We start from the raw sequence: 25,559 nt of genomic DNA on the forward strand, positions 1-25,559 counted from the left end.
ACTGTCATTGCTGAATAAATTTCACTTTTGTTTCTGAAAATCCGTGCTTAGATTCCGCGCATGAGCTGTGCAGGACCAAAAATGAAGATGGACCCAACACTCCACGTGGATAAAAAGCCATCGTGGATCAAGGTGCGTTTGCCTAACAACCCTGTTTTTTGGGACACCAAGTCGATGGTGAACGATCTCAATTTGGTGACTGTGTGTGAGGAAGCTCAATGTCCTAATCGCTGGGAATGTTGGGGGCAAGGCACTGCCACTTTCATGATTGCTGGTGAGAAGTGCACGCGCGCTTGCGGCTTCTGTGCTGTGAAGACAGCACGTCCGGATGCCCTGGAAGCGGACGAACCACAGCGTGTTGCTGAAGCGACTCGCCGGATGAAGCTCAAACACGTAGTGATTACGGCGGTGGCTCGTGACGACCTTAAGGACGGTGGTGCAGAACACTTTAAGCACGTGATCAATGAGATACGAGCGGTGAACCCTGGCATCATTATTGAGGTGCTGGTCCCTGATTTCAATGATCGTGATTGGGCTCTTGAGATGGTGATGGAAGCCCGTCCACACATTTTCAATCACAACCTTGAGACGGTTGAGCGTCTCACTCCCTTGGTGCGTTCCCGTGCTAAGTATTGGCGTTCACTTGCTGTGCTTAAGAAAGCTGGTGATATGGTCGGCGGTAAAGTTGCTGTAAAGTCCGGCATCATGCTTGGGCTTGGAGAAACTCAGGAGGAAGTGGAAAAAGCAATGGACGACCTCCTCGATCATAATGTCACCGTATTGACGCTCGGGCAGTACCTCAGACCAACACCTCGTCACCTTCCCGTTGTGGAGTACATCAAGCCAGAAAAGTTTGATGAGCTTAAAGAAATTGCATTGCAGAAGGGTTTTCGTCATGTGGCTTCAGGCCCATTGGTGCGTTCGTCCTATCACGCCGCGGACTTCCGTCCGGAACTAGATGTGGTTGACGATATTGAGGCCGCTCTACGTGGTACTACTGAGCTCGAAGTGAAGCCAAGCGACCTTCCGATTCCTCAAGCGCGTGCTGATGTCTTTCAAGAGACGCTGGGTAACGACGCGTAATCTTGAGTTGAGGCGGTGTTAGAATTTGAGCTGCTCAGGGAATGGGCAGCTATGGCAGTCGCTGTTGTCTTCTAGACAGAAGTCTTGGTAGATTTGTAGCAGGGCTTGATGGTGCCATGCTTTGCGGAGAAATTGTTCCTGAACTGGATTCTCCGCGAAGAGTCTGTAGGCAACTCGTTTGATATTCTGGCTTTTGCTAGGAGCTGCTAGTTGGTGATAGAGTGCTTGAGCGTCATCTTGTCCTTGGCTGATAGCGAATGGCAGTAAGTGATTGATTAAGAAGTCATGAGCACGTTGTTTTCCGATAAGCGCTAATTTTTTTTGATTCATTTTGGATTGCAAGGTGTGGTGGTGGTTCCAGAATGGATCTTCTAGGTGGTTGAGGTATTGAGCGAGTGCGCGCGGCGAGCTACTCAACGAAAGGATTTTTGGCCAGTGAGAGGCGATCGCGGCGAGGGCTGCGACTCGTCGGTGGGGGTGGTTTACTGGGCGGTTTCCTGAGTAGTTCCACTGCATTGCTCGGTCCTTACTCAGTTCATATTTGGTTCTTAGCTTCCACCAGCTGGACCACAAGGTATCTAGCCATGATTGAGTATCTTCTGGAGCTGCGCTGTGACTTTTGCTGGTGAGGAAACCGGCGACTCCGAAGAGTAGCGATGGGATGAATTCTTGTTGGGTACTTAGCTGATGGATTGGTAGGCGCTGGGCTAACAAAGTCATTGGGTCACGGTTGTTGCTATAGCCGAGGGTGCTGGCGAGTGCCACCCACAAGGCTTGGCTGAAGCTATGCGCCTGGACGGTGGCGGCGAAGCGTTTCGCCTTGAGTTGACAACGATGGTGGGCGGCTTGCTGGAGTAGCTCATGAACTTGCGACTCTGTGGCGCGTTTTAGAGGGTAATGGCACCTGCCAATACTGGAGCTAGCGCGTGCGAAGCGTGGGTGTTGCATCGCTGCTTCAAGCTTCGCAGGAGGAACGAGAATTCGCGGGATTGCTTGGTGGTTTTCACTGCGTGTGAAGTAGGTGGTGGCGAGGTCAGCGAACACGACGTGAAGGACGACCGAGTTATAGACTGGGTTGCTGTGATGCTGATGGTTTTCCCAGTCTTTGGTGTGGCTATCGAGTTCGATGGCACCACTTAGTCTATTGCCATCGAGTCGGATTGCCGCGTGGAGAAAATCGGGGCCAGAGGCATGATTCCAAAAGCCGAATTGGACGATTTCAACCTTTCGCCCTTCGGTGTCAGTGAAGTGTTTGCCGAACTGGCCATTGAACCAAAGCGATTGGAGGCTGAGCTCATCGGGGAGCTCTACTGGTGCTGGCTCCGAAAGATAGGGGGCGGAGCATGCCTTGAGGAGTTGTTGGTAGGATGGCATGTGGGAGGAGGGAGTGGCTGCCATCCAGCGCTAGGAATCTTCGCGAGGGGTGGCGGGAGGAGGTGGTGGGGGATCTAAGATATCTATCATAGATTTTAGAGGAATACCACTAGTGTGTTTCTCTCGGCCAATCAGGGCATCGCGCAGTACAATGAGTGCAGCCTTTTTGTTCTTTTGCTTTCGGAAGAGGTTGGCATTGTGGAGAGCGATGCGTACCTTGTCGGAGTTGAAGCTATATTTTTTGTCGGCAAATTGGTAGTAGCTCAGCGCCTCGTTGTTGAGTCCGAGGTACTGGCTCCAGAGCCCGAGCGTTTCGTAATATCGGGCGTCATTGCTCTTGATCGCGGCAGTGGTTAGCTTTTGTTTGATTTTTTCGTCATCACCTTGCCATGCTCTGAATGCTAGATTGATTGCTCGAAATGCTTTGTCTTCATCCTTCACTACTCCTGAGGCATCGATGCGCAAGAATGGGCGATAGAGTGGGTCGCCGACACTCATGTTTTGCCATGAAAGAATCGGTAGCGCCATTGCACATGCTTCAGCGAAACAATGCCCATCGAGCAGGGCTTGTTGGAGGATGTCGAAGTGGTGCGTCGTGGCCAAATATGGCTCAAAGACATTGCCCACGGTGGCAGCAGCACCACGTGCCAAGAGAGGGCCAACCCAGTGGGTGTTCGGATCTCTGAATTTGGCTGCGGAGAATGAATGCAAATGAATGGCTACAGCCCCGCGTTTGAATTGGAATTCGGGATCCTTGAAGGGGCCATTCACATGGGTCGTGTACCAGCCATAGTAGAGGGCCACATCGCGCATCGGGTAGTGGTTCAGGTAAGTTTGGCGGTTGGCATCGGTGATGCTTGGAATGCCTCGTTCCCAATTTGCTTTTTCGATGTGATCCAGCCAGTTGTCACCTTGCTTGTAAGCGCCAGACTTGAGTGACTTGTCGAGGTAGCAGAAGCCCCAGAGCCCTTGCTTTTCTGTCGCGATGGCGTCGTCTATCAGGCGCTTTGCAGTTTTGTAGTTAGGTCCATCTATACGTCCCACGAGGAAAAACGGAGTGCTCTCTGGGTGGTTTTTAAAGGAAGTGTTTGCCTTGTGATAGGGGTTGCGCGTTGGCCCATCGATGGGGAGTTCGTGGATTGCGGCACATGCGAGTTCGGAGTCGACTGCTGCATGGTTGACCATGCCAGGCTGGACTTTTGGGCGTTCCTCGCCGGCTGGGGCTGGTGGGTTTTTTTGGGAGATGCGATACGGCATCCCGAAGGTCGTGACGATTAAGCGTATTTTGTTGCGTGTGGGCGCACGCATTTTCCCCCCTACAGCTCGGAGGGTCCAAAGGCGATTGTCTCTCAGGTGATGGCGTAAAGGATCGCGGATGTCGGCATCGTAAGTGTCACGAGAGATAGTTTCTTTGTTAGGAACGTCTAACTCTAAAATATTTTCTGAGGGGATGGCTCGTTGTACTGCATAGTACTTGGCCAATTTGATAGATTCTGGGACGTTTTTATTAGCGAGAATAAGCACTTCGTGAGGCTGGGGGATTTCAGCCTTCGTGTTTAGAATCGAGAGAGCCCAGACAAAGAGGATGGCGGCCTTGGTGAGCGAGGTGAAGGGTTTAGCTGATGGTGAGACCGTCATATGCAAAGGTGATATTAGGAGGAAGCTTCGCTTGTTCGAGCTTATAATCTGTCTCGTGAGAGATATGTGTGAGCCAGGTTTGCTTTGGGTTTAGAGCTAGAGCAATTTCAACTGACTCAGGAATAGAGAGGTGTGTGTTGTGCGGGGTGGGGCGCAGAGCGTCTATGATTAAGTGGTCGAGTCCGTGGAGTAGGTCTAGGTTCGAGTTTGGAATGACTTTGGCATCAGGGATGTAAGCAATTTTTGAGCCAGCCTCTTCATCGAATCGATATCCAAGGGTCTCCACTGAACCATGTTCCACGGGGATGGGAGTGATCGTGGTCTTGCCGAGGGCAAAGGGTTTGGTGATTGGGCGAGGGTCCGGCTTGATGTAGCCTTTGTAGATATTTTTAGGAGAAAATGCCCAGGCAAACATATGTGCTAATTGATCCAAACAAGCTTGACTGGAATACATGGGAAGCGGTTCGTCACGTCTCCAGCAAAAGGCGCGTAGCTCATCAAAGCCAGTGATGTGATCTAGGTGGCTATGGGTGTAGAGTACCGCATCGACTTGCTTCAAATTGTGTTTGAGTGCTTGTTGGCGTAGGTCGGGGCCCGAGTCTACGAGGATCGAATGGCTCTCAGTCTGAAGGTACACTGATGACCGCATGCGTTGGTCTTTTGGATCATGTGAGATGCAGCTTGGGCAGTCACAGCCGATTACGGGAATTCCGACAGAGGTAGAGGTTCCTAAGAATGTGAGAGTGGTTTTCACTAGGCAAATGATAGATATGAAATCCACCACTTGAAAAGGTTGATTTCGTATGGATGTGAAGTTGCATTTTATCGATCTAGCACATCATACTCCTGCAACATCAATTTGTATTATGCTCACTCATCTATCTATCAAGAATCTGGCATTAGTGGACCAACTTACTTGGCAGCTTGGTGCCGGATTAATTGGCGTGACTGGGGAGACGGGCGCAGGGAAATCCGTGATTGTCGGGGCCTTAAAGTTGGTGCTGGGAGAGCGCGCGTCTAAGGGATTGATCCGTACTGGAGAGAGTTCATGCACGGTGGAGGCGGTGTTTGAGCTGAGGGATGAGGTAGCGATCAATCGCTCACTGGAGGATGTTGGTATTGATCCTTGCGATGGCAAGCAATTGATTATTAGGCGGGTGATGGGGCAGACCTCAAACAAACAGTTCGTGAATAACTGTCCTGCGACGCTCTCGGTTTTGAAACATTTAGGTGAGCAGTTGGTCGACCTCCACGGTCCGCACGACCACCAGTCCTTGTTGTCTGTAGAGCGTCAACTCTCGATGTTAGATGCTTACGCTGGAGCGCATCATGAGCGGAATCATTATATCGGAGCCTATCAGCAATGGCGTGAGAAGAAGCTGGAGTTAGAAAGCTTGCAACAGAGTGAGCAAGCGAATGAACAAGAAATGGATTTGTTGCGTTTTCAGGTCGAGGAAATTGCTGCTGCCGATCTGCGTCCCGACGAGGAGAACGACATTGAGGAAAGGTACCGACGTGCCAGTAATAGTGCACGTTTGGTCGAGAATGCTGCTCAGATTGCAGGTGTTCTAGGGGCAGAGGTGAATGAGCGCTTAGGCGAAGTGCAGCGACTTGCGCGTGAGTTGGAGAGCCTGGATCCAAGTTCTGTTGAGCTACTTGGTGGACTTGACTCCGCGATTGTCGAGCTACAGGAGCTGGAGCGAGGTATGGCTGACTATAGTGCGAGCATGGAAATCGATCCGGCTGAGGCTGCTGCGCTGGAGGATCGAATCAACACTTTTGAGACATTGAAGCGTAAGTATGGAGCTAGCCTCGAGGCTGTGCTGGAGCATCATGCCCAAGCGAGCGAACGATTGGATCGTATCGAGAATCGCGGCGACAGAATTGAAGCATTGCGCAGCGAGGTTGCTGCTGCTGAGGTGAAGTTGGTGCAATGTGGAAATAAACTTGGGGCGAAGCGAAAGAAATTTGCGCCAAAGCTTGCGAAAGAGATTTCTAAGCACCTGGTGGAGCTAGGGTTCAAGCAGGCGTCTTTTGAGTTGGATGTGGTTCCACATTCTCAGCCGCAGAGTGCTGGCCTTGAGGGGGTGGATTTTCAATTTGGGCCCAACCCAGGTGAGCCACTCAAGCCGCTGCGAGAGGTGGCTTCCAGCGGGGAAATTTCACGTGTGATGTTGGCTGTGAAAAGTGCTCTAGCAGATCAAGATGCCACCCCACTCATGGTCTTCGATGAGATCGATGCCAACGTTGGTGGTGAAATCGCGCGCGCAGTCGGTGAGAAAATGGCGATGCTTGGCGATAGACACCAAGTAATTTCAATCACGCACTTCCCGCAGGTCGCGGCAGTAGCCTCAGAGCACTTTGTGGTGGAGAAGACTGTGGAGGAGGGGCGCACGCGCTCGCAATTGCGACTTGTCGATGGAGAAATGCGCATCGAAGAATTGGTGCGCATGCTCGGTGGTGGAGATGGTGGCCTGGCGCGTGCTATGGCTCAGAGCCTCTTATCTTAGGCTCTGAGCGAGAGTGCTCACTGAAATACTTCGAGAGGCTGTGGCTCTGGATAGGTGAATTTTTTGTTCTCGTAGTTGCGCAGTGTGACGTGGTTGTCAGTGTGTTCGACGATGTAGTTGGGGTTGAGTGGGATTTTTCCACCACCTCCTGGGCCATCGATTACGTACTGCGGGATCGCGTAGCCAGTCGTGTGGCCGCGAAGGCCTTCAATAATATCAAGCCCTTTTTGGACGCTGGTTCGCAGGTGTGAAGAACCTTTGATGAGGTCACACTGGTAGAGGTAGTAGGGTTTGACGCGGCACATCAGGAGCTTGTGCACGAGTGCGCGCTGGGTTTCCACGTCGTCGTTGACTCCCTTGAGTAGTACTGATTGGTTGCCCATCGGGATGCCAGCTTCTGCGAGCCTAATGAGTCCTTCTTGTACTTCGCTGGTGAGTTCTTTTGGGTGATTGGTGTGTACCGATATGAAGAGCGGATGATGCTTTTTAAGCATGTTGCATAGCTCTGGGGTGATGCGTTGTGGTAGGAAAATCGGGATGCGTGAGCCAATGCGTACGAATTGGATGTGCGGGATCTGGCGTAGTCGCGTGAGGATGCGGTCGAGCTTGGCGTCGGTGAACAAGAGGGGATCACCGCCTGAGAGTAGGACATCGCGCACGCTAGGGGTTCTCTCTAGGTATTCGAAGGCTGCTTCGTACTGTGTTTCTAGCTGCTGTTCACCCACGCCAGAGACAACGCGAGAGCGTGTGCAGTAGCGGCAGTATGAGGCGCAGCGGTCCGTCACGAGGAAGAGCACGCGATCTGGGTAGCGGTGTACTAGACCGGGAACGGGCATGTGGCTATCTTCACCACATGGGTCGGTGAGTTCCATGGGGTCATCAAGTGTTTCTTCGACACGTGGGATGATTTGGCGGCGAATCGGGCAGTTGGGATCGGTTCGGTCTACCAAATTCATAAAGTGCGGTGTGATCGACATCGCGAGCTTGTTGCCTGATAGAAGGATGCCGGAGCGTTCTTCGCGGCTGAGTTCGATGTGTTTTTCGAGCTCAACCAAGGAATTGATACGGTTACGAAGCTGCCATTTGTGGTCATTCCATTTTTCTGGGGTGACGTTTGGCCAATAGCCTGGGGCGTGAGATTGGATCTGAATGGAGCTGTCGTACTGTGCTGAATTCATAAAGTTTCGGGATAATACGTAGATTCGTCAGGATGTCAAAACTGTGAATTTACGAGGTGGTGATAAAATGTGCTGGAAAATTAGTAAAGTTAGGTAATCTATTGCCGCCATGTTTAATGACGCCTATCGAGATCTGACCCGCCCGAATGTTCTTCGCATCATTGAATGCCTGAAGAAGTCTCAGGGGATGACCGTGACCGCTCTTTCGAAGGAATTGGAAATGAGTTATATGGGTGTGAAACAGCAATGTGAGAAATTAGAAACGGCTGGATATTTATCGACTTGGCGGGTGCCGCGTAAGGCGGCTGGCCGGCCGGAGAAGTTGTACCTTTTGACGCAGAAGTGTGATGCTTTATTCCCACAAGCGGGTGTTGAATTGTCAATTAATGTGATGGAGGGGGTGAAGCGTTTTTTTGGTGAGTCTGCGCCTGAGAAGATCCTATTCCACCACTTTGAGCAGCAACGCGCAAGCTGGGCTGGCCAAGTGGGGCGAGGGAAGTCTCTGGTGGAGAAAGCCACGCGATTGGTCGAGCTTCGTGAGAAGGCTGGGGTGTTTTGCCGCTGCCATTACTCACGCGAAGATGGGTTTCGTATCGAAGAGTTTCACCATCCGATGCAGGAACTCTTTGTCATTTACCCCTCTGCGATCCGCCAAGAAATTCGCATGATGGAGCAATTGTTGGGGACGAAGGTGGAGCGCACTCTTGTGCAGCAAGAGAAGGGTGGAGAACTCGTTGTTTATCGCATTGGGGTTCTAGGGTAGAGACTGAGGGGGTAGCCAGAAACTTTAGGCGAAGAGATTCTGAGGTAGATTGCTTGGCGGGCTACAGCTTTCACCTTCACAAAGGTAGGCAGTGGGGCTGTCATTTTGTGATTTCAGTCCAGATTCAAATGATGCTACTGGGCCTTGATTCCCCATCACAGTGAGGTGCGGGCGGTAGCCATTGTGGATGGCTGCTGAAAAATGTTCGATGCCATTGGATCCATTTGTCACGACGAGGCGTTGCTTTTTGCTATGATAGAAGTCGAGCGCAGCGAGCATTCCAGTGAGTGAGCTTGGGGTCTGGCTGAGGCTCTCAGCGTGTGCCTTGAAGGTCATGTTTGCGACTTCTGCAAAATCATTGCGTCCGGTGATTTCAGCGAGCTTGAGAAACTCCATCACTGCAATCGAGCTGGCGGTGGGCATCGCACCATCATAGTCGCCTTTGAGGCGTACAATGACGTCGTCTGAGACAGCACTTTCAAAGAAGCCTCCATGATCGGGATCGTAGAATTCTTTTATGCTAGATTCTGCTAGGTGTACAGCGAGCTCGAGCAGCTTGGGATCGAGTGTGAGTTCATAGCGGCGGCGTGTGGCCTGGAGGAAGAGTAAGTAGGACTCAGCCTGAGCGGAGTGATCGATGCCAGAGTGGTGCCAGCGGTGGGCGAGTTTCTTGCCATCCCAGAGCGTCTCGACGATGAATTGGTGGGCACGCTCTGCAGCTTTAGCATATTCTTGTTTGCCTAGGACCACGGCGGCACGCTCCATGGCACCGATCATCATGCCATTCCAGGAGGCCAGGACCTTTTCATCGCTCGCAGGGCGCACACGTTGACCACGCGCTTGCTTCATCTTGGTGATGGATGATTCGACGTGCGCTGTGCGCTCCGGCGATGCATTTAGCCATTGCTCATCTTTGACAACGGAGAGCACATTTTGGTTCTCCAGTGCTTCTGGGTCACTGTGGTCGTAGAAGTTGCCTTTGTCAGTGAGGCCAAAGTAGCTGCTAGCAGTAGCGAATTCTTCTGCGCTGAGCAGCTCACGTAGTTCTTGTGTGGTCCAACAGAAGAACTTGCCTTCCTTGCCTTCGCTTTGCGCATCTTCAGCACAGTGGAAGGCTCCTTGACTTGTCTGCATCTGTGCGATGGTAAAGTCGCAAATCTCCTGAGCTATCTGAGCGTGACAGGCTTTGCGAGTGACCTGATAGAGGTCAAGATAGACGTCGAGCAGCTGCGCTTGATCATAGAGCATGATCTCGAAATGAGGGACGAGCCACTTGCCGTCGACTGCGTAGCGGTGGAAGGCGCCGCTGAGCTGGTCGCGGATGCCGCCATTTGCCATTTTCTCGGCGGTCATCTCTACAAAGTTTAAGAGGCGTTCATCCTCTGAGCATTGCCAGGCACGGAGCAAGAAGCTCAGGTGCGAAGGCATTGGGAACTTTGGTCCTGCGCCCCAGCCGCCTTCTAGCGTGTCAGCATTTTCCATGAGCATGATCGCCGCGCGGTCAAGCGTGATGGACTCAGGGATTTCACTGCCCGCTGAATTACCAGCACTCTGTTCCAAGATGTGCTGCTTGAGCGCTGCTGCGGAATCTACCACCTTACCATGTTTCTCAGTCCAAGCTTCGTGAAGTTGCTCGAGCACGCTGTCGAAACCCACGCGGCCACCGCGGTTCTCTGGTGGGAAGTAGGTTCCGCCGTAAAAAGGCTCTAGCTTAGGTGTTAGAAACACATTCAGCGGCCAGCCACCATTCTCACCAGTCATCATTTGGTAGGCTGTCATGTAGACTTTATCGATGTCAGGGCGCTCCTCGCGGTCGAGCTTGATGGCCACAAAATGCTCATTGAGAATCTCGGCAATCGCATCGCTCTCAAAGCTTTCGCGTTCCATGACATGGCACCAATGGCAGGTGGAATAGCCGATGCTCAGTAGGATCGGCTTGTTTTCGCGGTGCGCCTTGTCGAAAGCTTCATTGCCCCATGGGAACCAATTCACTGGGTTCTTGGCGTGTTGTCGAAGGTACGGTGAGGCTTCTTTGGCGAGGCGATTTTCTTTCACGGTCGGGTGCGTTGTGGGTGCTGATAATGAGTCGGGTGTCGCCGCTAGAGTGCCGGAACTATGTATCAATGTGCTCCTGACCAACAAGCGGCTAGGCAATGATACAATCATAGGAGCCGAAAATATCAGAATCTAACAATTGCTAACTTATGAGCAGCATGTGAGTACGGCGGATTGGGGGATTGCCAATTAGAATTGGGAGCTGATGAGGTAGACGAGCTTCTTCCATCTTGGGATGGTGTAGCGTGTATCGAATACTTTGAAGCCATCGAGGTCGGCGCGGCTGAGGATCGCGGAGTAGATCTTGCGCATTCCTTCAGCTGGGCGTAGGGCGGCAGCGTCTTCCTCGGGAAGCACTTGGATTGCCTTTTGGTAGTATTGCTGGGCACGCTGGGCAATTTCTTGGCACATGGCAGAGAAGGCAGCATTGTACTCACGATTTTGCAGGGCTTCCTCAGTGTAGCCATGCTTCTGCATTAGCTCGATAGGGAGGTAGATCCGTCCTTGGTCGTCGAGGTCTTCACCAATGTCGCGCAGGATATTGGTGAATTGGAGTGCGTGGCCGAGGGCGATCGCATAGTCGTCTGATTTTGGATGTTTGCAGCCGAAGATTGAGAGCGAAATGAGTCCAACACAGCATGCGACTTGGTAGGTGTATTGTTCGAGTTCTTCCCAATTTTGGAAGCGTCGGCTCGGGTGGAGGTCTGATTCGCAGCCGGCGATGAGCTCGAGAAACAAGTTGTTGTCGATACGGTAGCGATCGCGCAGATTGAGTGTGTCTTGTTGCAGCGGGAGCTCTGGCTTAGCGTCGCCTTTGAAGCAAGCGATCCAGCTGTCGAGGCCGGCGCGGCGTTCTTCTAGTGGGATACTTGCTTCATCCGCGAGATCGTCGATCACCCTGCAGAATGCATAGAAGGTGACCATATCATTGCGCCTTTCTTTGGGCATGAACAAGAATGCGAATGCGAGGTTAGATTTCGCGTTCTGAGTAATCGATAGTGCTTCCGACATGAGATCTTTAGGATTTCTGAGTCGTGAATTATTTGATCAATCCCCAGTGGCCGGAACCAAATGGCCACAGAACGAAGGCTGCTGGGCCGACGAGGTTGAATTCTTTCACGGTGCCCCACATGCGGGAGTCGGAGGAGTTGTAGGAATTGTCGCCTTGAGCCCAAAATTCGGACTTGCCGGTGGATGGGCGGTCGGCCAGGAGTACTGAGCGGCCGGGTGCGAGGCGTGCAGTGGCTTGGTAGCCGCCGTAGCCATTCAGCCCTGATTCCACAGCGAGCACTCCAGGGTGCTGCATTTTTGCCCCGTCGATGAAGACTTGAGCTTGGTCGGCTACCTGCATCACTTTGATGCCGCTATTGGTGCGGTAGGAGAGGTCGCGTTTCTCGCCACCTTGGAGTTCGACGCGTTGGCCAGGAGTGGCAATGAGACGCTTGATGTAGTGAGACCCTGGGTTTTCACCTTCTTGGATTTGCTTGATTTTGCGGGTGTCGAAGACGAATACCTCACCTGCGTTCGGTTGGCGGAAATGGTAGGAGAATTTGTCTACGAGCACGAGGTCGCCTGTCTCGATATAACCTTCAGCGACCTTGAAGTCTTTGGGTAACTGGATTTGAGCAAGTTGGTGGACGAGTTCGCTTGGGTTGCGGCTCAGGCGTTGTCCGACGAGTTGTTCCAATCCGTCGCGGTTGATGGTCTCAAGAAAGGCAGTGACCGAGCCAGAGACACTCTGGGTGTCACCACTTGCGAAGCTAACAACGGTACGGGTGAAAAAGTGGAATGTTTGTTTTTGCCTGATATCGACGATGCGATCGCCGGCTTTCTGGTTGATCACGGAGTCATAGCTTCGTCCGTGGGTAAATTGTTGGACCGCCCTGACGGGGAAGCTTGGCCATTGGTCTTTATCTTCGACGTGGCCAATGATGCCGTTGAGGGTGGGGCGCATTGAACCTGTCGGAATGCGGAAGGGCTGGAGGTAGTAGGCGCGCAGGCCAAGGGCGATGGCGATGGCAACGAAAAGGACTTCGACATTTTCAGCGAGAGCACTGGGGCTATGGTAGTGGCGCAGTGATTTTTCGCAGGTGTCTTGGAGCATTTTGCTGGCTTCAATGGCGGCTTCGCGATCACCGGCTTTCCAAGCTTTCTTGAGGTCGGCGCGACGTGATTCAATTTCATGCACGCGGTCCTCATCGATGAGATCACGCTTGTAGTGAATGAATTTTTTAGCACTTTTGTAGAGAAGCTGTGCTTCCTTTTTCCATTTTGGAGTGAACATCATGCAGGGGAGAGATTGGCAGTCTTACCGCGGATGAAAAGCAAAAATATGGATTTGTTCTGAGTCGTCGAGTCTGTGGAATGGATCGACATGGCGGCCTTGGAGGCGAAGACCTAGGGAAATGCACAATGCTGCAAGCAATTTGCTTAATTGCTTGTGGGTTCCTGAGTGAAGAAGTCACCTCCTAGTGCGAGGTGGAGTTCAATTCTGTTTTGGAGACGGCGGTTTTGTAGCGCAATGAGTTGGGCGCGCGAGTTGTTGGCGCGGCGCTGAGACTCAAGGATTTCGAGAATTCCTGTACTATCGAGTCCTTCGGAATAGTCTTGCTCAGCGGATTGTACGGCGAGGGTGGCCTGGCGCACTTCGACGAGTAGGTATTTTTCTTGTTCAACTAGCGAGCGGTCGTCTGCTAGAGCATTTTCCACTTCTTTGAATGCGGCGATGGCGCGGTCAGAGAAATTGTAGATGGCTACTTTGTTGCGTTCGAGCTCCGCCTGAGCGTTGGCTTTGAGCCTGCCACCATTGTAAACGGTCTGAGTGAGAGAAGCGGCGATGTTAGAGGCTATGAAATTGGGGTTGAAGACATTGCTGAGGTCACCTTCGTTGTTGCGCAGGTTGCCAGTGAGGCGGATGGCTGGGAGTAGGTTCTTTTGTGCGGCATCGGCAGTCTTGGCTGATTGATAGATAGCTAGCTGTGCAGCTGCAAGGTCGGGGCGTCTCACTAGCAATTGAGCGGGGACGCTTGCTGGGGGGGATTTAGTGAGTTTTGGCAGATTGGGCACGGCGGTGATGCTGGCGGACGGGTAGCGTCCTAACAATTCTTCGAGATTTCGTGCGGCTTCCTTCCGTGATTGGGTGCGGCTGAAGAGCGAGCGTTGAGCGGAGGCTACGTTGTTGCGGCTGAGCTGGACGTCGATGGCGCGGGTGCCTGGGACTCCTGCTTTGTAGTTTCGCTCTACGATGGCGACGTTTTTGTTGAAGCTTTTGAGGATGTCTTCAGCGAGAGCGAGCTGCATGTCCGCGGCGATGAGGTTGCACCATGCGCGTGCGGTGTTGGCTGCGAGTGAGAGTCGGGCGCCACGGTATTCTTCGATGCTTGCTTGGTATGAGAAATCGGCGGCGCGCGTGAGGTCGGAGAGTCGTCCCCATAGATCGACTTCCCAGGAGGCGGATAAGCCTAGGTTGTAATTGCTAGAGTAGATTCCGGGGTTGTCACCATTTCCCAGGTAGGCGCGTGAGCCTCCAGCATTGAGACCAAACTCGGGGAGTTGATTGGAGCGGGCGTTGACTGTGCTAGCGTAGCTTGCGCGGAGTCTTGCTGCTGAGGCTTGGAGGCTAGGGTTCTGCGTGAGTGCTTCGCGCACCAAGCGGTTCATCTGGGGGGAATCAAATTCCTCGAGCCAACCGGTGGATATTTTATTGTGTTGTCCCTGACTTGCTTCTCCCCAGCTGCTAGGAGCTTTGATGGAGTGTTCGGTTTCGCTTTTGGTTTTGACGAGCTGTGAGCAGCTGGTGCTGGCCGTGCTGAGGACGGCGCCAAGTAGGGCGATGGATGGGACAAAACGCGGCATAGATGCTCTATGGTACGATCGTCTTGTTGAGGATCCTTTCAACAATGAGGTCCGTACTGATATCTTCGGCTTCTGCTTCGTAGCTAGGTAGGATGCGGTGGCGCAGCACATCAGTGGCGAGATCTTTCACATCTTGAGGGGTGACGAATGCACGTCCTTGGCTGAAGGCGTGAGCCTTGGAGGCGAGCGCGAGGTTGATGGTGGCACGCGGTGAAGCGCCGCTGCGGATGAGTGGCACGAGCTCTGGGTCGACATTGCCCGGGTTACGGGTGTTGTGTACCAATTCCACGATGTATTCACGGATTGAGGGGTCGATGTAAATGTCATTCACCAAGGCGCGCGAGGCGATGACTTTATCGATGTCGACGACCTGTTTGGTTCCCGCGATTTCGGCCGAGGTTGCCATGCGTTCAAGGATGGTGAGTTCCTCTTGTTTGTTGGGGTAGTCGATGTTGACTTTGACGAGGAATCGATCGAGCTGGGCTTCTGGGAGGGTGTAGGTTCCCTCTTGGTCAATCGGGTTTTGTGTCGCTAGCACAAGGAATGGATCTGGGAGTGGGTAGCTTTTGCTACCGATGGTGACTTGGCGTTCTTGCATCGCTTCCAGCAATGCAGATTGCACCTTAGCTGGGGCTCGATTGATTTCGTCGGCGAGCACGAGGTTGGAGAAAATTGGGCCAAGTTTGGCGGAGAAATCGCCGCTCTCTTGGTTGTATACCATGGTGCCTAGGAGGTCGGCAGGTAGAAGGTCGGGGGTGAATTGCAGGCGAGCAAAGTCTGAGTTTAGGCAGCCCGCTAGCGATTTGATTGCGAGTGTTTTGGCGAGTCCAGGGACTCCTTCTAGGAGGATGTGGCCATTGGTGAGCAGGCCAATGATGAGGCGTTCCACGAGGGAACTTTGGCCTACTAGGACGCGTCCCATTTCTTGTTTGATGCCATCTACCCATTGGTAGGATTTAGTGATTTTTGCTGCGAGTGCTTCGTGATCCATCGTTGCTGTGTTGGTGAAGTAATGAGCAGTTCGAGGTACGCTGCTCAGAGATGTTTTATCTACCTATAGCGATACAAAATGGGGAAATTATTTGGCAACATGTAATTCGGCCAATTTTTCCATGACCGGCTCGGGCACGTATTGGCTTACGATATCACGCCAGCCGTCGGGGCCAATGAGTCCTTTGATCATGCTGGATGATAGCTCTGAGATGTTGCGTGGTGGCATGAGGAAGGTCGTAGAAATCTCGCTGGCCATGTCGCCATTGATCTGGCGCATGACACGTTCGTATTCATAGTCAGAGGAGGATCGGATGCCGCGGAGGATGTAATGGGCATCGACCATGCGCGCAAAGTCGACGAGGAATTTGTTGTCGAACTTGGTGATAATGAGGTTGTTTTTTTGTGGGAGTGCGGCACGCAACATTTCGATGCGAGTGGTGACATCAAAGGTGTATTTTTTGGAGGGATTGGAACCGATCGCGACGTAGAGGGTATCGAAGAGTTCGAGTCCTCGTTCGATCATCCAGAGGTGGCCGTTGGTTGGTGGGTCGAATGACCCAGCGTAGACTGCGGTGCGCATGGCTTGCTTTTGCGTTATTTCCAGTGAGTTGTCAGTAGAAAAGTGGAGTGGTCAGTGGCTGGGGTGTCGTGAGCTAGGTGGTGAGGCTTAGGCGAAGTGGTCCCACCCGCCGGAGGGGAGTTGCTGGGTGTTTGCGTCGATGGCGTGGAGGGTGCCAATGTGAGTGAGTGGGGCGAGATCTTTGGGCCAGCGTTTCATGAGATCGTCTGCGTCTGCTGCGGCGATGGAAAAAAGTAGCTCGTAGTCTTCTCCGTCGTTGAGAGCTTCCTCTACTGAGCACTGCGCTCGGCAGGGGAGGGATGCTCTATCGAGGGTGTAGCCAAGCTGGCTGAGTTTGCACAAACGCGGTAGGTCTTTGGCGAGACCGTCAGAGAGGTCCATCATCGCATTGGGTTTGTGTTGCTGCACGAGGTGCTGTGCTTCAGCAAGCCTCGGGATGAAGTCGAGATGGTGCCCGGAAAGCGAGCCTCCAAGCTCTCCGGTGACAAAGAGCTGATCACCCTCCTGAGCGGTGCTGCGCAAGACAAATTGGTCGGTGCGGACGCGGCCAGTCCCGGCGATACTGATGGCGTTCATCGAGCCAGGTGCTAGGGAGGATGTTTCTCCACCTACAATTGTGGTGTGGAAGTGTGACGCACAGGCTTCGAGCCCTTGATAGAGTGATTCGAGCCAGAGCATGTTGGTGTCTTTGCGCAGCATGACTGTGACGAGGAGGTGCTCTGGAGTGCCCCCCATGGCGGCGATGTCGCTGATCACGCGGGCAGCGGCCTTCCACCCCACACGCTTGGGGTCTTCTTGGGGAAGGAAATGCACCGATTCTATGACGCAGTCAGTCTTGAGAAGGCTGTGGTGTTGCGCATTGCGGCGAACGACAGCGCAGTCGTCGCCAGGGCCGACAATGACCTGATCTGAGCTGCTAAGTCTGCTGCAGATGGTTTCAATGATTGCGTCTTCGTTACTTTGCGAAAGCTTCATATCTTGTCGCCCATGGTGAGCATGAAGAAGACATTGATTGAATTGAATAGCGCGTGACAGAGGATGCAGGCCCAGATGCTGCCACTTTTTTCGTAGAGTACGGCGAGAAGGATGCCGAAGATCGAGAGTGGGATCACGGCCCAGATTTGTCCGTGGATGGCACCGAAGAGCACACCTGTGAGAATGGCTGCAATGGCTGGCTCGGTGAAGCGTTTGAGCACCGGGTAGAGGTAGCCTCGGAAGATGATTTCTTCTGCTAGAGGGGCAATGACGCAGGCACCGAGGATCAAGACCAGGCGTTTGTTGGTATTCTGCGCATTCAGTAGTTCATTGACCACGTCTTGGTTTTGTTTTTCGCCGAGGCGTTCTGAGAGCCAGTCTTCCATTCCGGACATGCCTAAGGCGATAAGGATGACAAAGAAGGCGATGTAGGTGCCAATGGACCACGCAACGGTATGTGTTGGGTTTTCGGGGCGGATGCCGAGGGCGTCTTCGAGGACTCCGCGTTGTTGGTAGAGAGCCACCACGATACCGGCCATCATGAGTAGGATGGAGAAGTTGATGATGACGGCGAAGGTGGTGATTTGCGTTTCTGAGTTATCCTGAAACGGAGTCATCAAGGTGAGCGTGAAGGGGAGAATCACCAATAGGCAGCCGAGAACATCGATAGGCTGGACAAAATACGTGGGGACTTTGCCCGCATTGTGCCATTGCAACGAAGGTGCCGCTCGGCGAAGCCATGCATAGAGGATGGCTGAGAGGACGGCACCGATGGCGCAGATCAGTCCAATGTCCTGCAGGACGTGGTGGCCAAACTCGGCTACCTCTAGCTCGCTGGGTGTCATGTTTTTTTAATCTTAGACTCTAATGCTCAAATTTCAACCGTCTCGGTGGGAGCATCGATCCACTTGTCATTCTCTTTGATCAAGTCGATGAGGCGATCCACTGCTTCCGCTTCTGGGATGTTGAACTGCACCGGTGTTTTATTGATGTAGAGATTGATTTTGTTAGGGGCGCCACCGACGTAGCCGAAGTCTGCGTCAGCCATTTCGCCAGGGCCATTGACGATGCAGCCCATGACCGCGATTCTGACTCCTTTGAGGTGACCGGTGGCTGCGCGAATGCGTTGGGTGGTTTCTTGCAAGTTGAAGAGTGTGCGTCCACAGCTAGGGCAGGCGACATAGTCAGTCTTGAAGATGCGCGTGCCCGCTGCTTGAAGAATATTGTATGAGAGTCTGAGTGACTGACCAGGAGCCTCCTCACCCTGCACGATCACGGCATCTCCAATGCCATCACAAAGGAGTGAACCAATGTTTCTAGCAGCGGTTAGCAATGTGTCTTGGAAGTCTTTGTTGGAGTCCTTGGATGGGTGGAAGGTGTCTTTGAGGAGGATGGGGTGGCGTGCATCGAGCTTGCAGGCTAGCATGCGGTAAGCGTGGATGACGGCCATTGGGTGCCCGTCCGGAATCGTCACCAACTGGGGGCTGGTAGAGGCATTGATGGTGGCAATTTCTTTGGAGTTCTCGGGATCAACTGCAATCACTCCGGAGTTTTCGATAACAATTTCTGGTGTGAAGTCACCTAGTTTATCGAGTTTGTGTGAGAGCGCGTCGTACTTTTCTTTGGAAGTGAAGACTCTGACAGTATTGGCTCCGCCAAGTTTGATCTCGTTGAGGACGATTTCTTGTGAGGCGCGTCGTTGGTAGGAGAATGGGTTGTAGCTGAGAGTGCCTTTTTGTTGGTCTTGGGGGTCATGTGGAAGGTGGCTGTCCGCAATGTTATTGACCAGGGCGAGCGCCACAGGGACTTCTTTGACTGGATCCTCAGTGAGGGAGACGCGAATGGTGTCGCCAATGCCGTCGGCGAGCAAGGAACCGATGCCGATGGCGGATTTGATACGACCATCTTCGCCATCTCCGGCTTCCGTCACACCGAGGTGGATCGGGTAGTTCCAGTCTGGGCCTTCAGCCATGAGGCGGGCGACTAACAAGCGATAAGCTTCGACCATGACCTTAGGATTCGAGGCCTTCATCGAGAAAATGAAATTGTGGTAGTTGTTGTCGCGGGCGATGCGGGCGAACTCGAGTGCGCTTTCGACCATACCTAGCGGGGTGTCACCGTAGCGGTTCATGATGCGATCGGAAAGTGAGCCGTGGTTGGTACCGATGCGCATGGCACGATTTTTGTCGCGGCAGAGGTGGACGAGTGGGGTGAATTCTTCGCGGATACGTTCGAGTTCTTCGTCGTATTGTGCGTCGGTGTACTCGCGGATTTCGAATTTCTTTTTGTCGGCGTAGTTGCCTGGGTTGACGCGGATTTTTTCTACCCATTTGGCCGCTTCAAGAGCGGCATCGGGTTTGAAGTGGATGTCTGCGACAATGGGCACTTCACAGCCTGCTGCTCGTACTTCGCGCACGATGTTTTCTAGGTTTTCGGCGTATTTACGGGTCTGGGCTGTGACACGCACTAATTCGCATCCAGCTTCTGCTAGTTCGAGGATTTCCTTCACACATGCAGGAGTGTCGCGAGTGTCTGAGGTGATCATCGATTGGATTCTCACCGGGTTGTCACCACCGAACTTGATGTTTCCAACATGGATCTCGCGGGAGACTCGGCGTTGGTAAGCGAATAGGTCTGAACAGTATTGGAGTGCGTTAGATGCCTCAGCAGTCATGCAGGACATCGTATACAGTGCTTGGATTTGTCCAACTATAAAACGAGGGAAATCGACTTGCTAGAATTGAACATTAGAGCGCTAACAAGATAGGTGAGACCCTTGTTGCCTGAAGGTGTGACTGAGGGGGCTCTGGGCTATCAGCACGGGGGCTGAGAGTTTCATCGTGCCAATGGTTCTGGCGCGAGAGAGATTCAGTCAGACAACCATTTGGTAGCCGCATCTTTGGCATCGAAGTCAAAGTGTCGTACCTCCGCAGAGACGAAGTGCGAGGCGAGTTTAGGTGCTAGAGTGGCGAGTGCGCTGTCACTGACGAGAGCCACTTTATGGAGGGTTTGGTGGTGGTCCTTGATGAACTTGAAGTGTTGGATCATGGCACTGAGGGTTTCCCAGCCTGGGAATTCTTCGGCGATGATCATCAAGTCTTGGAGTGAGTGACCATTCTCGATGGATGTGTCGACTATTTGTGCGAGCTGAACGAAGTCATCTTGGCTAAGTGGACCACTAGGTTCTACGATGAGGAGGGATTGTTGATAGTGGAAGTGGTGCTTGAGCATGAGAACGCGATGAGGGTGGTGATTCGTGTATGAAACGCAATGTTGATTATTTGGGAGGAATGGCTGTCTCAATCGCGATCCTGGAGCCTTGGGCTAGCTTGTTCTTTATTGAATTAAAGCATAGATCGGCTGTGGGATGATTCCGAAGAGGATGATGGCAAGACAGAGAATGGTGATGGCTAGCTTTGAGATCAGTGGCACTTGGATGGGGGTCTCAGATTTCGGGTCGTGCCAGTAGATGGCTTTGATGATTTTGAAGTAGTAGTAGAAGCCTGAGATCGCACCGAGGAAGGCGAGGGAAATGACGAGCCAACCAACGGTTTGGAGGTGGCTAAAAGCTGCTTCAAACATCAGGAATTTGCCGATAAATCCAGCAGTGAGCGGAACGCCTGCCATCGCTGCCATAATGATGGTCAGAGCCACGGCTAACAGTGGGTTGCGTTTGCCTAGACCATTGAATGTGTCAATTTCATCTGAGTCGTCTTGTGTGCGAACGATTGCGAGCACAAAGAAGGCGGCGAAGGTCATGATGAGGTAGGTGGCGAGATAGAAGGATACCGCGGCGAATTGGGAGGTGGCCAAGCCAATGAGGAGGAAGCCAGCGTGAGCGATCGAAGAGTAAGCCAGCAGTCGCTTGAAGTTCGTCTGCGCAAGGGCGGCTAGATTCCCGTAGAGGAGAGTGAGGCCAGCGAGTACTACAAGGATGAGAGCCACTTGGCTGCTAGTAGACTCTGCGGCGAGGAACGGGCGTAGGATGGTGATGGCGACGCCGAATCCAGCAGCTTTTGAAGCCACGGAAAGGAAGCTGGTGATCGGAGTTGGGGCCCCTTGGTAGACATCTGGGATCCAGAGTTGCATTGGAGCGGCTCCTACTTTGAAGCCTAGAGCGATGATGATGAGCCCGAGCCCGAACATCAGTGCTGGGCTAGAGCTGATGGATTGAAGGCTGTGGACATGGTGGAGATTGTGCGTCGCGAGGGCTTCAGCCAGCTCTGAGGAGGGGTTGGCATGAGCAAAGGAGTAGAGCTTGGCGTATTCGATTGCCTGGTCTGGGGTGATGCTGAGTCCTAGGGTGATACTAGGAAGGTGGGTGGTCTGAGTGGCACCATAGACCCATGCGATCCCGTAGACTAAGAAACCAGTGGATAGGGCGCCGAGGATGAGGTATTTCGCGCCTGCTTCCAGTGAACCGACATTGCGGCGCATGTAGGTGACCATGACGTAGAAGGATATGGTGACGAGTTCGAGCGCGACAAAGATGGATACGAGGTCTTTGGCGGAGGCCATCCACATCAGGCCAGCACAGGCAAATAATGGTAGGCAGTAGAATTCCCCCACATTTTCATCACTGCCGTCTGGGCTGGTGAATTTATTGAGCACGCTTTGGAAATCGATGCTCATGAGTAGCACGAGGATGGTGCTGATGAGTGCGAAGCCTTTGAAGAATGCGGAGTAATGATCGTGGCCATAGAAGCGAGACATCCACGCGGGTGCCTCTTGAGCGTGGCTGCCACACGATCCGATGATCAAAAGAACCAAGACGGCGGCGAGGCCAGCGGCACCCACCAGGCCCAGGGTGGCTTTATTTTTCGGCGAGGCGAAGGCCTCCCACATGAGCAGGATGAGGCCAATTCCAACGACGATGAATTCGAGGTAGTTGTAGAGCATGTTCGGTAGCTTGAGTAAACGTTACTTGAGAAGGTTGAGAAGGAGGTTGGGGCAAAGGCCAACAGCGAGGAGTACCAGGCTGAGTAGGATAGCAGGGGCTTTTTCTGCAAATGTGAGGTCGCTGGCGCTGGCGCAGCGGTCGGCGGCTGGCCCATGGAAGGTGTTGCGGAAGGCGCGCAGCATGTAGACAGCGCTGATCACCACGCCCCAGATGGCGATGATGGTGGTGATTTGCACGGGTCCGAGTGCTTGCTCTGGGGACCAGCCTTCAAAGCCGGAGAAGAATACCATGATTTCACCAGCGAAGTTAGCGAGGCCGGGAAGTCCAATTGATGCCATGGCTACGAGCCCGAATAAGAAGGCGAGCTTTGGTGCCGCCTTAGCGAGTCCGCCGAGTTTGTTCATTTCGAGGGTGCCGGTTTTGGCCTCAATACGATCGGCGAGTGAGAAGGAAAGAGCGATCGAGATGCCATGGGCAAACATGAGTAGGACTGCGGCGGAGGCGGCTAGTGTCAGTGATTGCGTTGTGGGGTCAACGATATTGCCTCCCGCTGCAATGGCTGCGCCAATGGCTAGGAAGATGTAACCCATGTGCATCACTGAGGAAGCGCCTAGCATGTTATCGAGACGCTTTTGGTTGATGGTCACTAGTCCCATCCAGAGGATGTTGAAGAGCAGCAAGACGAGGAGGAGGTTGAGCCAATGTTTCATGCCATCCGGGGCGACGGCTAGGCCGATGCGGAGGAGACCGTAGAGTCCAAATTTTTTGAGAACGCCTGCGTGAAGCATGGCGACGGGTGCGGGAGCTGAAGCGTAGGCTGGAGCTGCCCATGAATGGAATGGGAACAGCGAGACGAGGGTGCCGAAGCCGATAATGAGCAAAAGGGCGATGGCGTTCTGATGTTCAGCCACTGGCTGAAGAGAGCTAAAGGATAGGTCTTCGAGCTGGATTCCAGCGAGGATCAAACCACCGAGAAGGATGATGGAGCCAAAGGCGAGGTAGATGGTAGTTTTCCATGCGATGTTGACGCGCTCGTGACCACCTCGGCCTAAAATACCAATCATGAGGAAGGTGGGGATCAGAGCGAGCTCGTGGAAGGCGTAGAAGAAAAATAAGTTGGTAGAAACGAAGGCTCCGATGGCGCCTGCGGCGATGAGGTTGATCGATGCATACCAGAGTCTTTCACGTCCGTCGGGACAGGAACCACTGAGGGCGGCGGCGAGAGTGACAATCACAGTGAGGGAGAGCATGACTGCACTCATGCCATCGAGTCCAAGGCTGAAGCTGATTGCTGGGTTTTCAAGTACCAAGACATCCATCGTGCCTGCGCAGGTAGGACAGAGTGCCGCATAGAGCCCCAAAATCAGGTTGATGCCAGCAGCTCCGAGTGTGATCGTGCGCGCTGGCAGCTTCGCAAAGACTGCAAGAGCTGCGAGTATGGGAATGAGAATGAGTGCGAGTAGTAGCATGGAGGTGAAGTGTGAAGTGAGGTGTGAGCTGTGGGTAACGCAGTCTTAGAGAAAGGTGACGATGTAGATAATGACGATGGCACCCAGACCTAAAAGGGTGGCGTAGCCTTGGAGTCGGCCGGATTGGCAATGATTACGGAAGAGGTTGCCCGTACCCTGAGCGATGCGGGTGAGGCCACCCACGAGGAGTCCATTGATGAAGAATTCGTCAATGAAGTGGACGATGGCAGCCACGAGGTCTTGGAAGATCTTGATGAGTATCGCGTAGGCTTCGTCAACGTAGAACTTGTTGCGGAAGAGCTGCATCACTTTGTTGTTCGCGAGCGGGTCGCTTTCTTTTCCTTTGTAGAAGACGACGGCCGCAGCGAGGCCGACCACGAAGGCGGCGATGGAAGCGATGGTGACGCTATTCATTTCAAGGCCGATGTGGGGGTGGAAGTCGTTGAGCGCAGGGATCGCTTTACCAATCCAGGGTGAAGCAAGCGACATGAGACCGAGGATGAGGAGTGGCACGGCCATGACGAGAGGTACTTCTTTGGCGTGGGCCGCGTGTTCGTCTTTGGCCTTACCGAAGAAGGCGATGAAGAGCAGGCGGAACATGTAGAATGTGGTGAGCGCGGCTACTGCTACAGCGATGTAAAAGAGCGCGGGGTTGCTCTCGTGTGCGGCGTGGAGGATGCCTTCTTTAGAGAAGAATCCTGAGGTGAATGGGACTGCAGTCAAACACAGGGTGCCGATAACGAAGGTGATGCCGGTGATGGGCATTTTCTTGAAGAGGCCACCCATCTTCCAGATGTTTTGTTCGTGGTGGCAGGCGTAGATGACGGCACCAGAGCCTAGGAAGAGGAGCGCCTTGAACCATGCGTGGGTGTAGAGGTGGAACATCCCGGCATTCGGGTCGACCAAGCCAACAGCCATCACCATGTAGCCGAGCTGCGAGAGCGTCGAGTAGGCGAGGATCTTTTTGATGTCGTCTTGCTGAGTGGCCATGAGGGCGGCAGCCAATGAAGTGATCCCACCGATCCAGGCGATAGTGACCGCTGAGCAATCCGGGATGACATCGAAGCCGATTGAGAAAAAGAAGCGTGCCATCATGTAGACACCCGCTGCTACCATGGTGGCAGCGTGGATCAGAGCTGAGACTGGAGTTGGTCCCTCCATGGCATCGGGAAGCCAGACGTGGAGCGGGAGTTGGGCGGATTTACCAATGGCACCGCAGAAGACGAGGAGGACGGCGGCTCCGAGGAAGGGAGTGGCTGCGCTGAGAGCCATTTGATCAAAGACGATGGAGCCGGTGATGCCCCAGATCATGAGAATGCCGATGAGGAAACCAAAGTCGCCCACGCGGTTGGAGAGGAAGGCTTTCTTTGCCGCGTCTGCAGCACTGTCTTTTTGATACCAATGGCCGATGAGCAGGTAGGAAGAAAGACCAACGAGCTCCCAGAAGATAAACATCATGACGAAGTTATCGGCTAGGACGATGCCGGTCATGGAGAACATGAAGAGCGAAAGATTGCCGAAGTAGCGAGCCTTGGATTCGTCGTCCTTCATGTAGCCGAGTGAGAACACATGAACCAGCAAGCCAATTCCAGTGACCACGACCATCATCCCCTTGGAGAGTTGATCGAGCTGGATGCCAATGTTGACGTTAAAGTCGCCAATTTGCGCCCAATTGAAGCTGCAGCCCACAGCGTCTGAGCTGAGAAGGCTGAGCGAGATGCCGAGCGTGACTAAGGTGCCAATAGTGCCTAGAATGGCTGCGATACTGGCCATCTTTTGCTGAAGCAAAAAATGGATGAGGATGGCTGAGAGCAGCGGGATGATGAGTAGGAGCAATGCTGAATTCATCTGATGTTATCCTTTCAAGCTAGTGAGGTCTTCGGTGTTCACGGTCTGGCGTGCGCGATAGAGGGCTACGATGATGGCAAGCCCTACGGCGACTTCGGCAGCGGCCACGGTGATGATAAAGAACATGAGCATCTGTCCATCATAGTCGGGAAGTCCGTTGACGGTGTGGTAGCGGGAAAAAGCAATCAAGGTCAGAGCCGCGGCAGCGAGCATCATTTCCAAGCACATGAAGATGACGATGATGTTGCGGCGAATGATCACTCCAGCCAGGCCAATGGCAAAGAGTAGGCCCGACATGAAGAGGTATTCGGTGAGTGAGGCGGTTTGCATGAAATTCG

General features: G+C 53.2%; 21 protein-coding genes. 3 read left to right on the plus strand and 18 right to left on the minus strand.

The window, feature by feature from the left end:
• The first annotated feature begins 60 nt into the window (after window positions 1–60).
• The gene (gene lipA, locus F454_RS0102880) at window positions 61–1,083 is read left to right on the plus strand and encodes a lipoyl synthase (RefSeq protein ID WP_018969116.1); all 1,023 of its coding nucleotides are present in this window, start codon (window positions 61–63) and stop codon (window positions 1,081–1,083) included.
• Between the two features lie 18 nt (window positions 1,084–1,101).
• Here the strand turns inward: lipA and F454_RS0102885 are convergent, their stop codons facing one another.
• The 3 genes from F454_RS0102885 to F454_RS0102895 are packed head-to-tail and all read right to left on the minus strand — an operon-like array spanning window position 1,102 to window position 4,744.
• On the minus strand, window positions 1,102–2,481 hold the full coding sequence (locus tag F454_RS0102885) for a DUF2851 family protein (RefSeq protein ID WP_018969117.1): 1,380 nt from the start codon (window positions 2,479–2,481) through the stop codon (window positions 1,102–1,104).
• Between the two features lie 6 nt (window positions 2,482–2,487).
• Window positions 2,488–4,095: a TIGR03790 family protein gene (locus tag F454_RS13945; RefSeq protein WP_018969118.1), complete on the minus strand. Its 1,608-nt coding sequence runs from the start codon at window positions 4,093–4,095 to the stop codon at window positions 2,488–2,490.
• On the minus strand, window positions 4,073–4,744 hold the full coding sequence (locus tag F454_RS0102895; RefSeq protein ID WP_018969119.1) for an MBL fold metallo-hydrolase: 672 nt from the start codon (window positions 4,742–4,744) through the stop codon (window positions 4,073–4,075). The genes F454_RS13945 and F454_RS0102895 overlap by 23 nt, the downstream gene beginning before the upstream one ends.
• Before the next feature lie 217 nt (window positions 4,745–4,961).
• On the opposite strand from F454_RS0102895, the gene recN reads away from it, so the two are divergent.
• Entirely contained in the window at window positions 4,962–6,605 is a 1,644-nt protein-coding gene (gene recN, locus F454_RS0102900) for a DNA repair protein RecN (protein ID WP_018969120.1), read from the plus strand.
• Between the two features lie 17 nt (window positions 6,606–6,622).
• On the opposite strand, the gene F454_RS0102905 is transcribed toward recN, so the two are convergent.
• A complete protein-coding gene (locus tag F454_RS0102905) occupies window positions 6,623–7,783 on the minus strand; it encodes a KamA family radical SAM protein (protein WP_018969121.1) in 1,161 nt (386 codons plus the stop codon).
• Window positions 7,784–7,892: 109 nt separating this feature from the next.
• Here F454_RS0102905 and F454_RS0102910 point away from each other — a divergent pair, with 109 nt between their 5' ends.
• Window positions 7,893–8,546 carry a helix-turn-helix transcriptional regulator gene (locus tag F454_RS0102910; RefSeq protein ID WP_083912866.1) on the plus strand — a complete coding sequence of 218 codons (654 nt, stop codon included), beginning with the start codon at window positions 7,893–7,895 and terminating at the stop codon, window positions 8,544–8,546.
• A 24-nt stretch (window positions 8,547–8,570) separates the two neighbouring features.
• On the opposite strand, the gene F454_RS0102915 is transcribed toward F454_RS0102910, so the two are convergent.
• From F454_RS0102915 to nuoK, 14 genes are all read right to left on the minus strand, one after another.
• Window positions 8,571–10,601 carry a thioredoxin domain-containing protein gene (locus F454_RS0102915; protein ID WP_018969123.1) on the minus strand — a complete coding sequence of 677 codons (2,031 nt, stop codon included), beginning with the start codon at window positions 10,599–10,601 and terminating at the stop codon, window positions 8,571–8,573.
• A gap of 189 nt (window positions 10,602–10,790) precedes the next feature.
• Complete coding sequence (locus tag F454_RS0102920; protein ID WP_018969124.1) at window positions 10,791–11,612, minus strand: phytoene/squalene synthase family protein; 822 nt, start codon at window positions 11,610–11,612, stop codon at window positions 10,791–10,793.
• Window positions 11,613–11,640: 28 nt separating this feature from the next.
• Window positions 11,641–12,888: a signal peptidase I gene (gene lepB, locus F454_RS0102925; RefSeq protein ID WP_083912868.1), complete on the minus strand. Its 1,248-nt coding sequence runs from the start codon at window positions 12,886–12,888 to the stop codon at window positions 11,641–11,643.
• A gap of 143 nt (window positions 12,889–13,031) precedes the next feature.
• Complete coding sequence (locus tag F454_RS0102930; protein ID WP_018969126.1) at window positions 13,032–14,456, minus strand: efflux transporter outer membrane subunit; 1,425 nt, start codon at window positions 14,454–14,456, stop codon at window positions 13,032–13,034.
• Window positions 14,457–14,463: 7 nt separating this feature from the next.
• Window positions 14,464–15,447 carry an AAA family ATPase gene (locus F454_RS0102935; protein WP_018969127.1) on the minus strand — a complete coding sequence of 328 codons (984 nt, stop codon included), beginning with the start codon at window positions 15,445–15,447 and terminating at the stop codon, window positions 14,464–14,466.
• An 87-nt stretch (window positions 15,448–15,534) separates the two neighbouring features.
• A complete protein-coding gene (gene coaD / locus F454_RS0102940) occupies window positions 15,535–16,029 on the minus strand; it encodes a pantetheine-phosphate adenylyltransferase (RefSeq protein WP_018969128.1) in 495 nt (164 codons plus the stop codon).
• Between the two features lie 87 nt (window positions 16,030–16,116).
• Window positions 16,117–17,004, minus strand: coding sequence for a thiamine-phosphate kinase (gene thiL, locus F454_RS13950; protein ID WP_018969129.1), 888 nt, complete (start codon window positions 17,002–17,004; stop codon window positions 16,117–16,119).
• On the minus strand, window positions 17,001–17,849 hold the full coding sequence (locus F454_RS0102950) for a CPBP family intramembrane glutamic endopeptidase (RefSeq protein WP_018969130.1): 849 nt from the start codon (window positions 17,847–17,849) through the stop codon (window positions 17,001–17,003). Before F454_RS0102950 ends, thiL begins: the two co-directional genes overlap by 4 nt.
• Before the next feature lie 26 nt (window positions 17,850–17,875).
• Window positions 17,876–19,678: a (E)-4-hydroxy-3-methylbut-2-enyl-diphosphate synthase gene (gene ispG / locus F454_RS0102955; RefSeq protein ID WP_018969131.1), complete on the minus strand. Its 1,803-nt coding sequence runs from the start codon at window positions 19,676–19,678 to the stop codon at window positions 17,876–17,878.
• A gap of 194 nt (window positions 19,679–19,872) precedes the next feature.
• Window positions 19,873–20,235, minus strand: coding sequence for a SpoIIAA family protein (locus F454_RS0102960; protein WP_018969132.1), 363 nt, complete (start codon window positions 20,233–20,235; stop codon window positions 19,873–19,875).
• A 105-nt stretch (window positions 20,236–20,340) separates the two neighbouring features.
• Window positions 20,341–21,903, minus strand: coding sequence for an NADH-quinone oxidoreductase subunit N (locus F454_RS0102965; protein WP_018969133.1), 1,563 nt, complete (start codon window positions 21,901–21,903; stop codon window positions 20,341–20,343).
• Between the two features lie 21 nt (window positions 21,904–21,924).
• Window positions 21,925–23,373: a complex I subunit 4 family protein gene (locus tag F454_RS0102970; RefSeq protein WP_018969134.1), complete on the minus strand. Its 1,449-nt coding sequence runs from the start codon at window positions 23,371–23,373 to the stop codon at window positions 21,925–21,927.
• Window positions 23,374–23,418: 45 nt separating this feature from the next.
• Window positions 23,419–25,221, minus strand: a complete 1,803-nt coding sequence (nuoL, locus tag F454_RS0102975) for an NADH-quinone oxidoreductase subunit L (RefSeq protein WP_018969135.1) — start codon at window positions 25,219–25,221, stop codon at window positions 23,419–23,421.
• Window positions 25,222–25,227: 6 nt separating this feature from the next.
• The gene (gene nuoK, locus F454_RS0102980) at window positions 25,228–25,551 is read right to left on the minus strand and encodes an NADH-quinone oxidoreductase subunit NuoK (protein ID WP_018969136.1); all 324 of its coding nucleotides are present in this window, start codon (window positions 25,549–25,551) and stop codon (window positions 25,228–25,230) included.
• Window positions 25,552–25,559 lie beyond the last annotated feature (8 nt).

Source organism: Rubritalea marina DSM 17716, assembly GCF_000378105.1.
In the GTDB taxonomy this organism is placed as follows: Bacteria; Verrucomicrobiota; Verrucomicrobiia; order Verrucomicrobiales; family Akkermansiaceae; genus Rubritalea; species Rubritalea marina.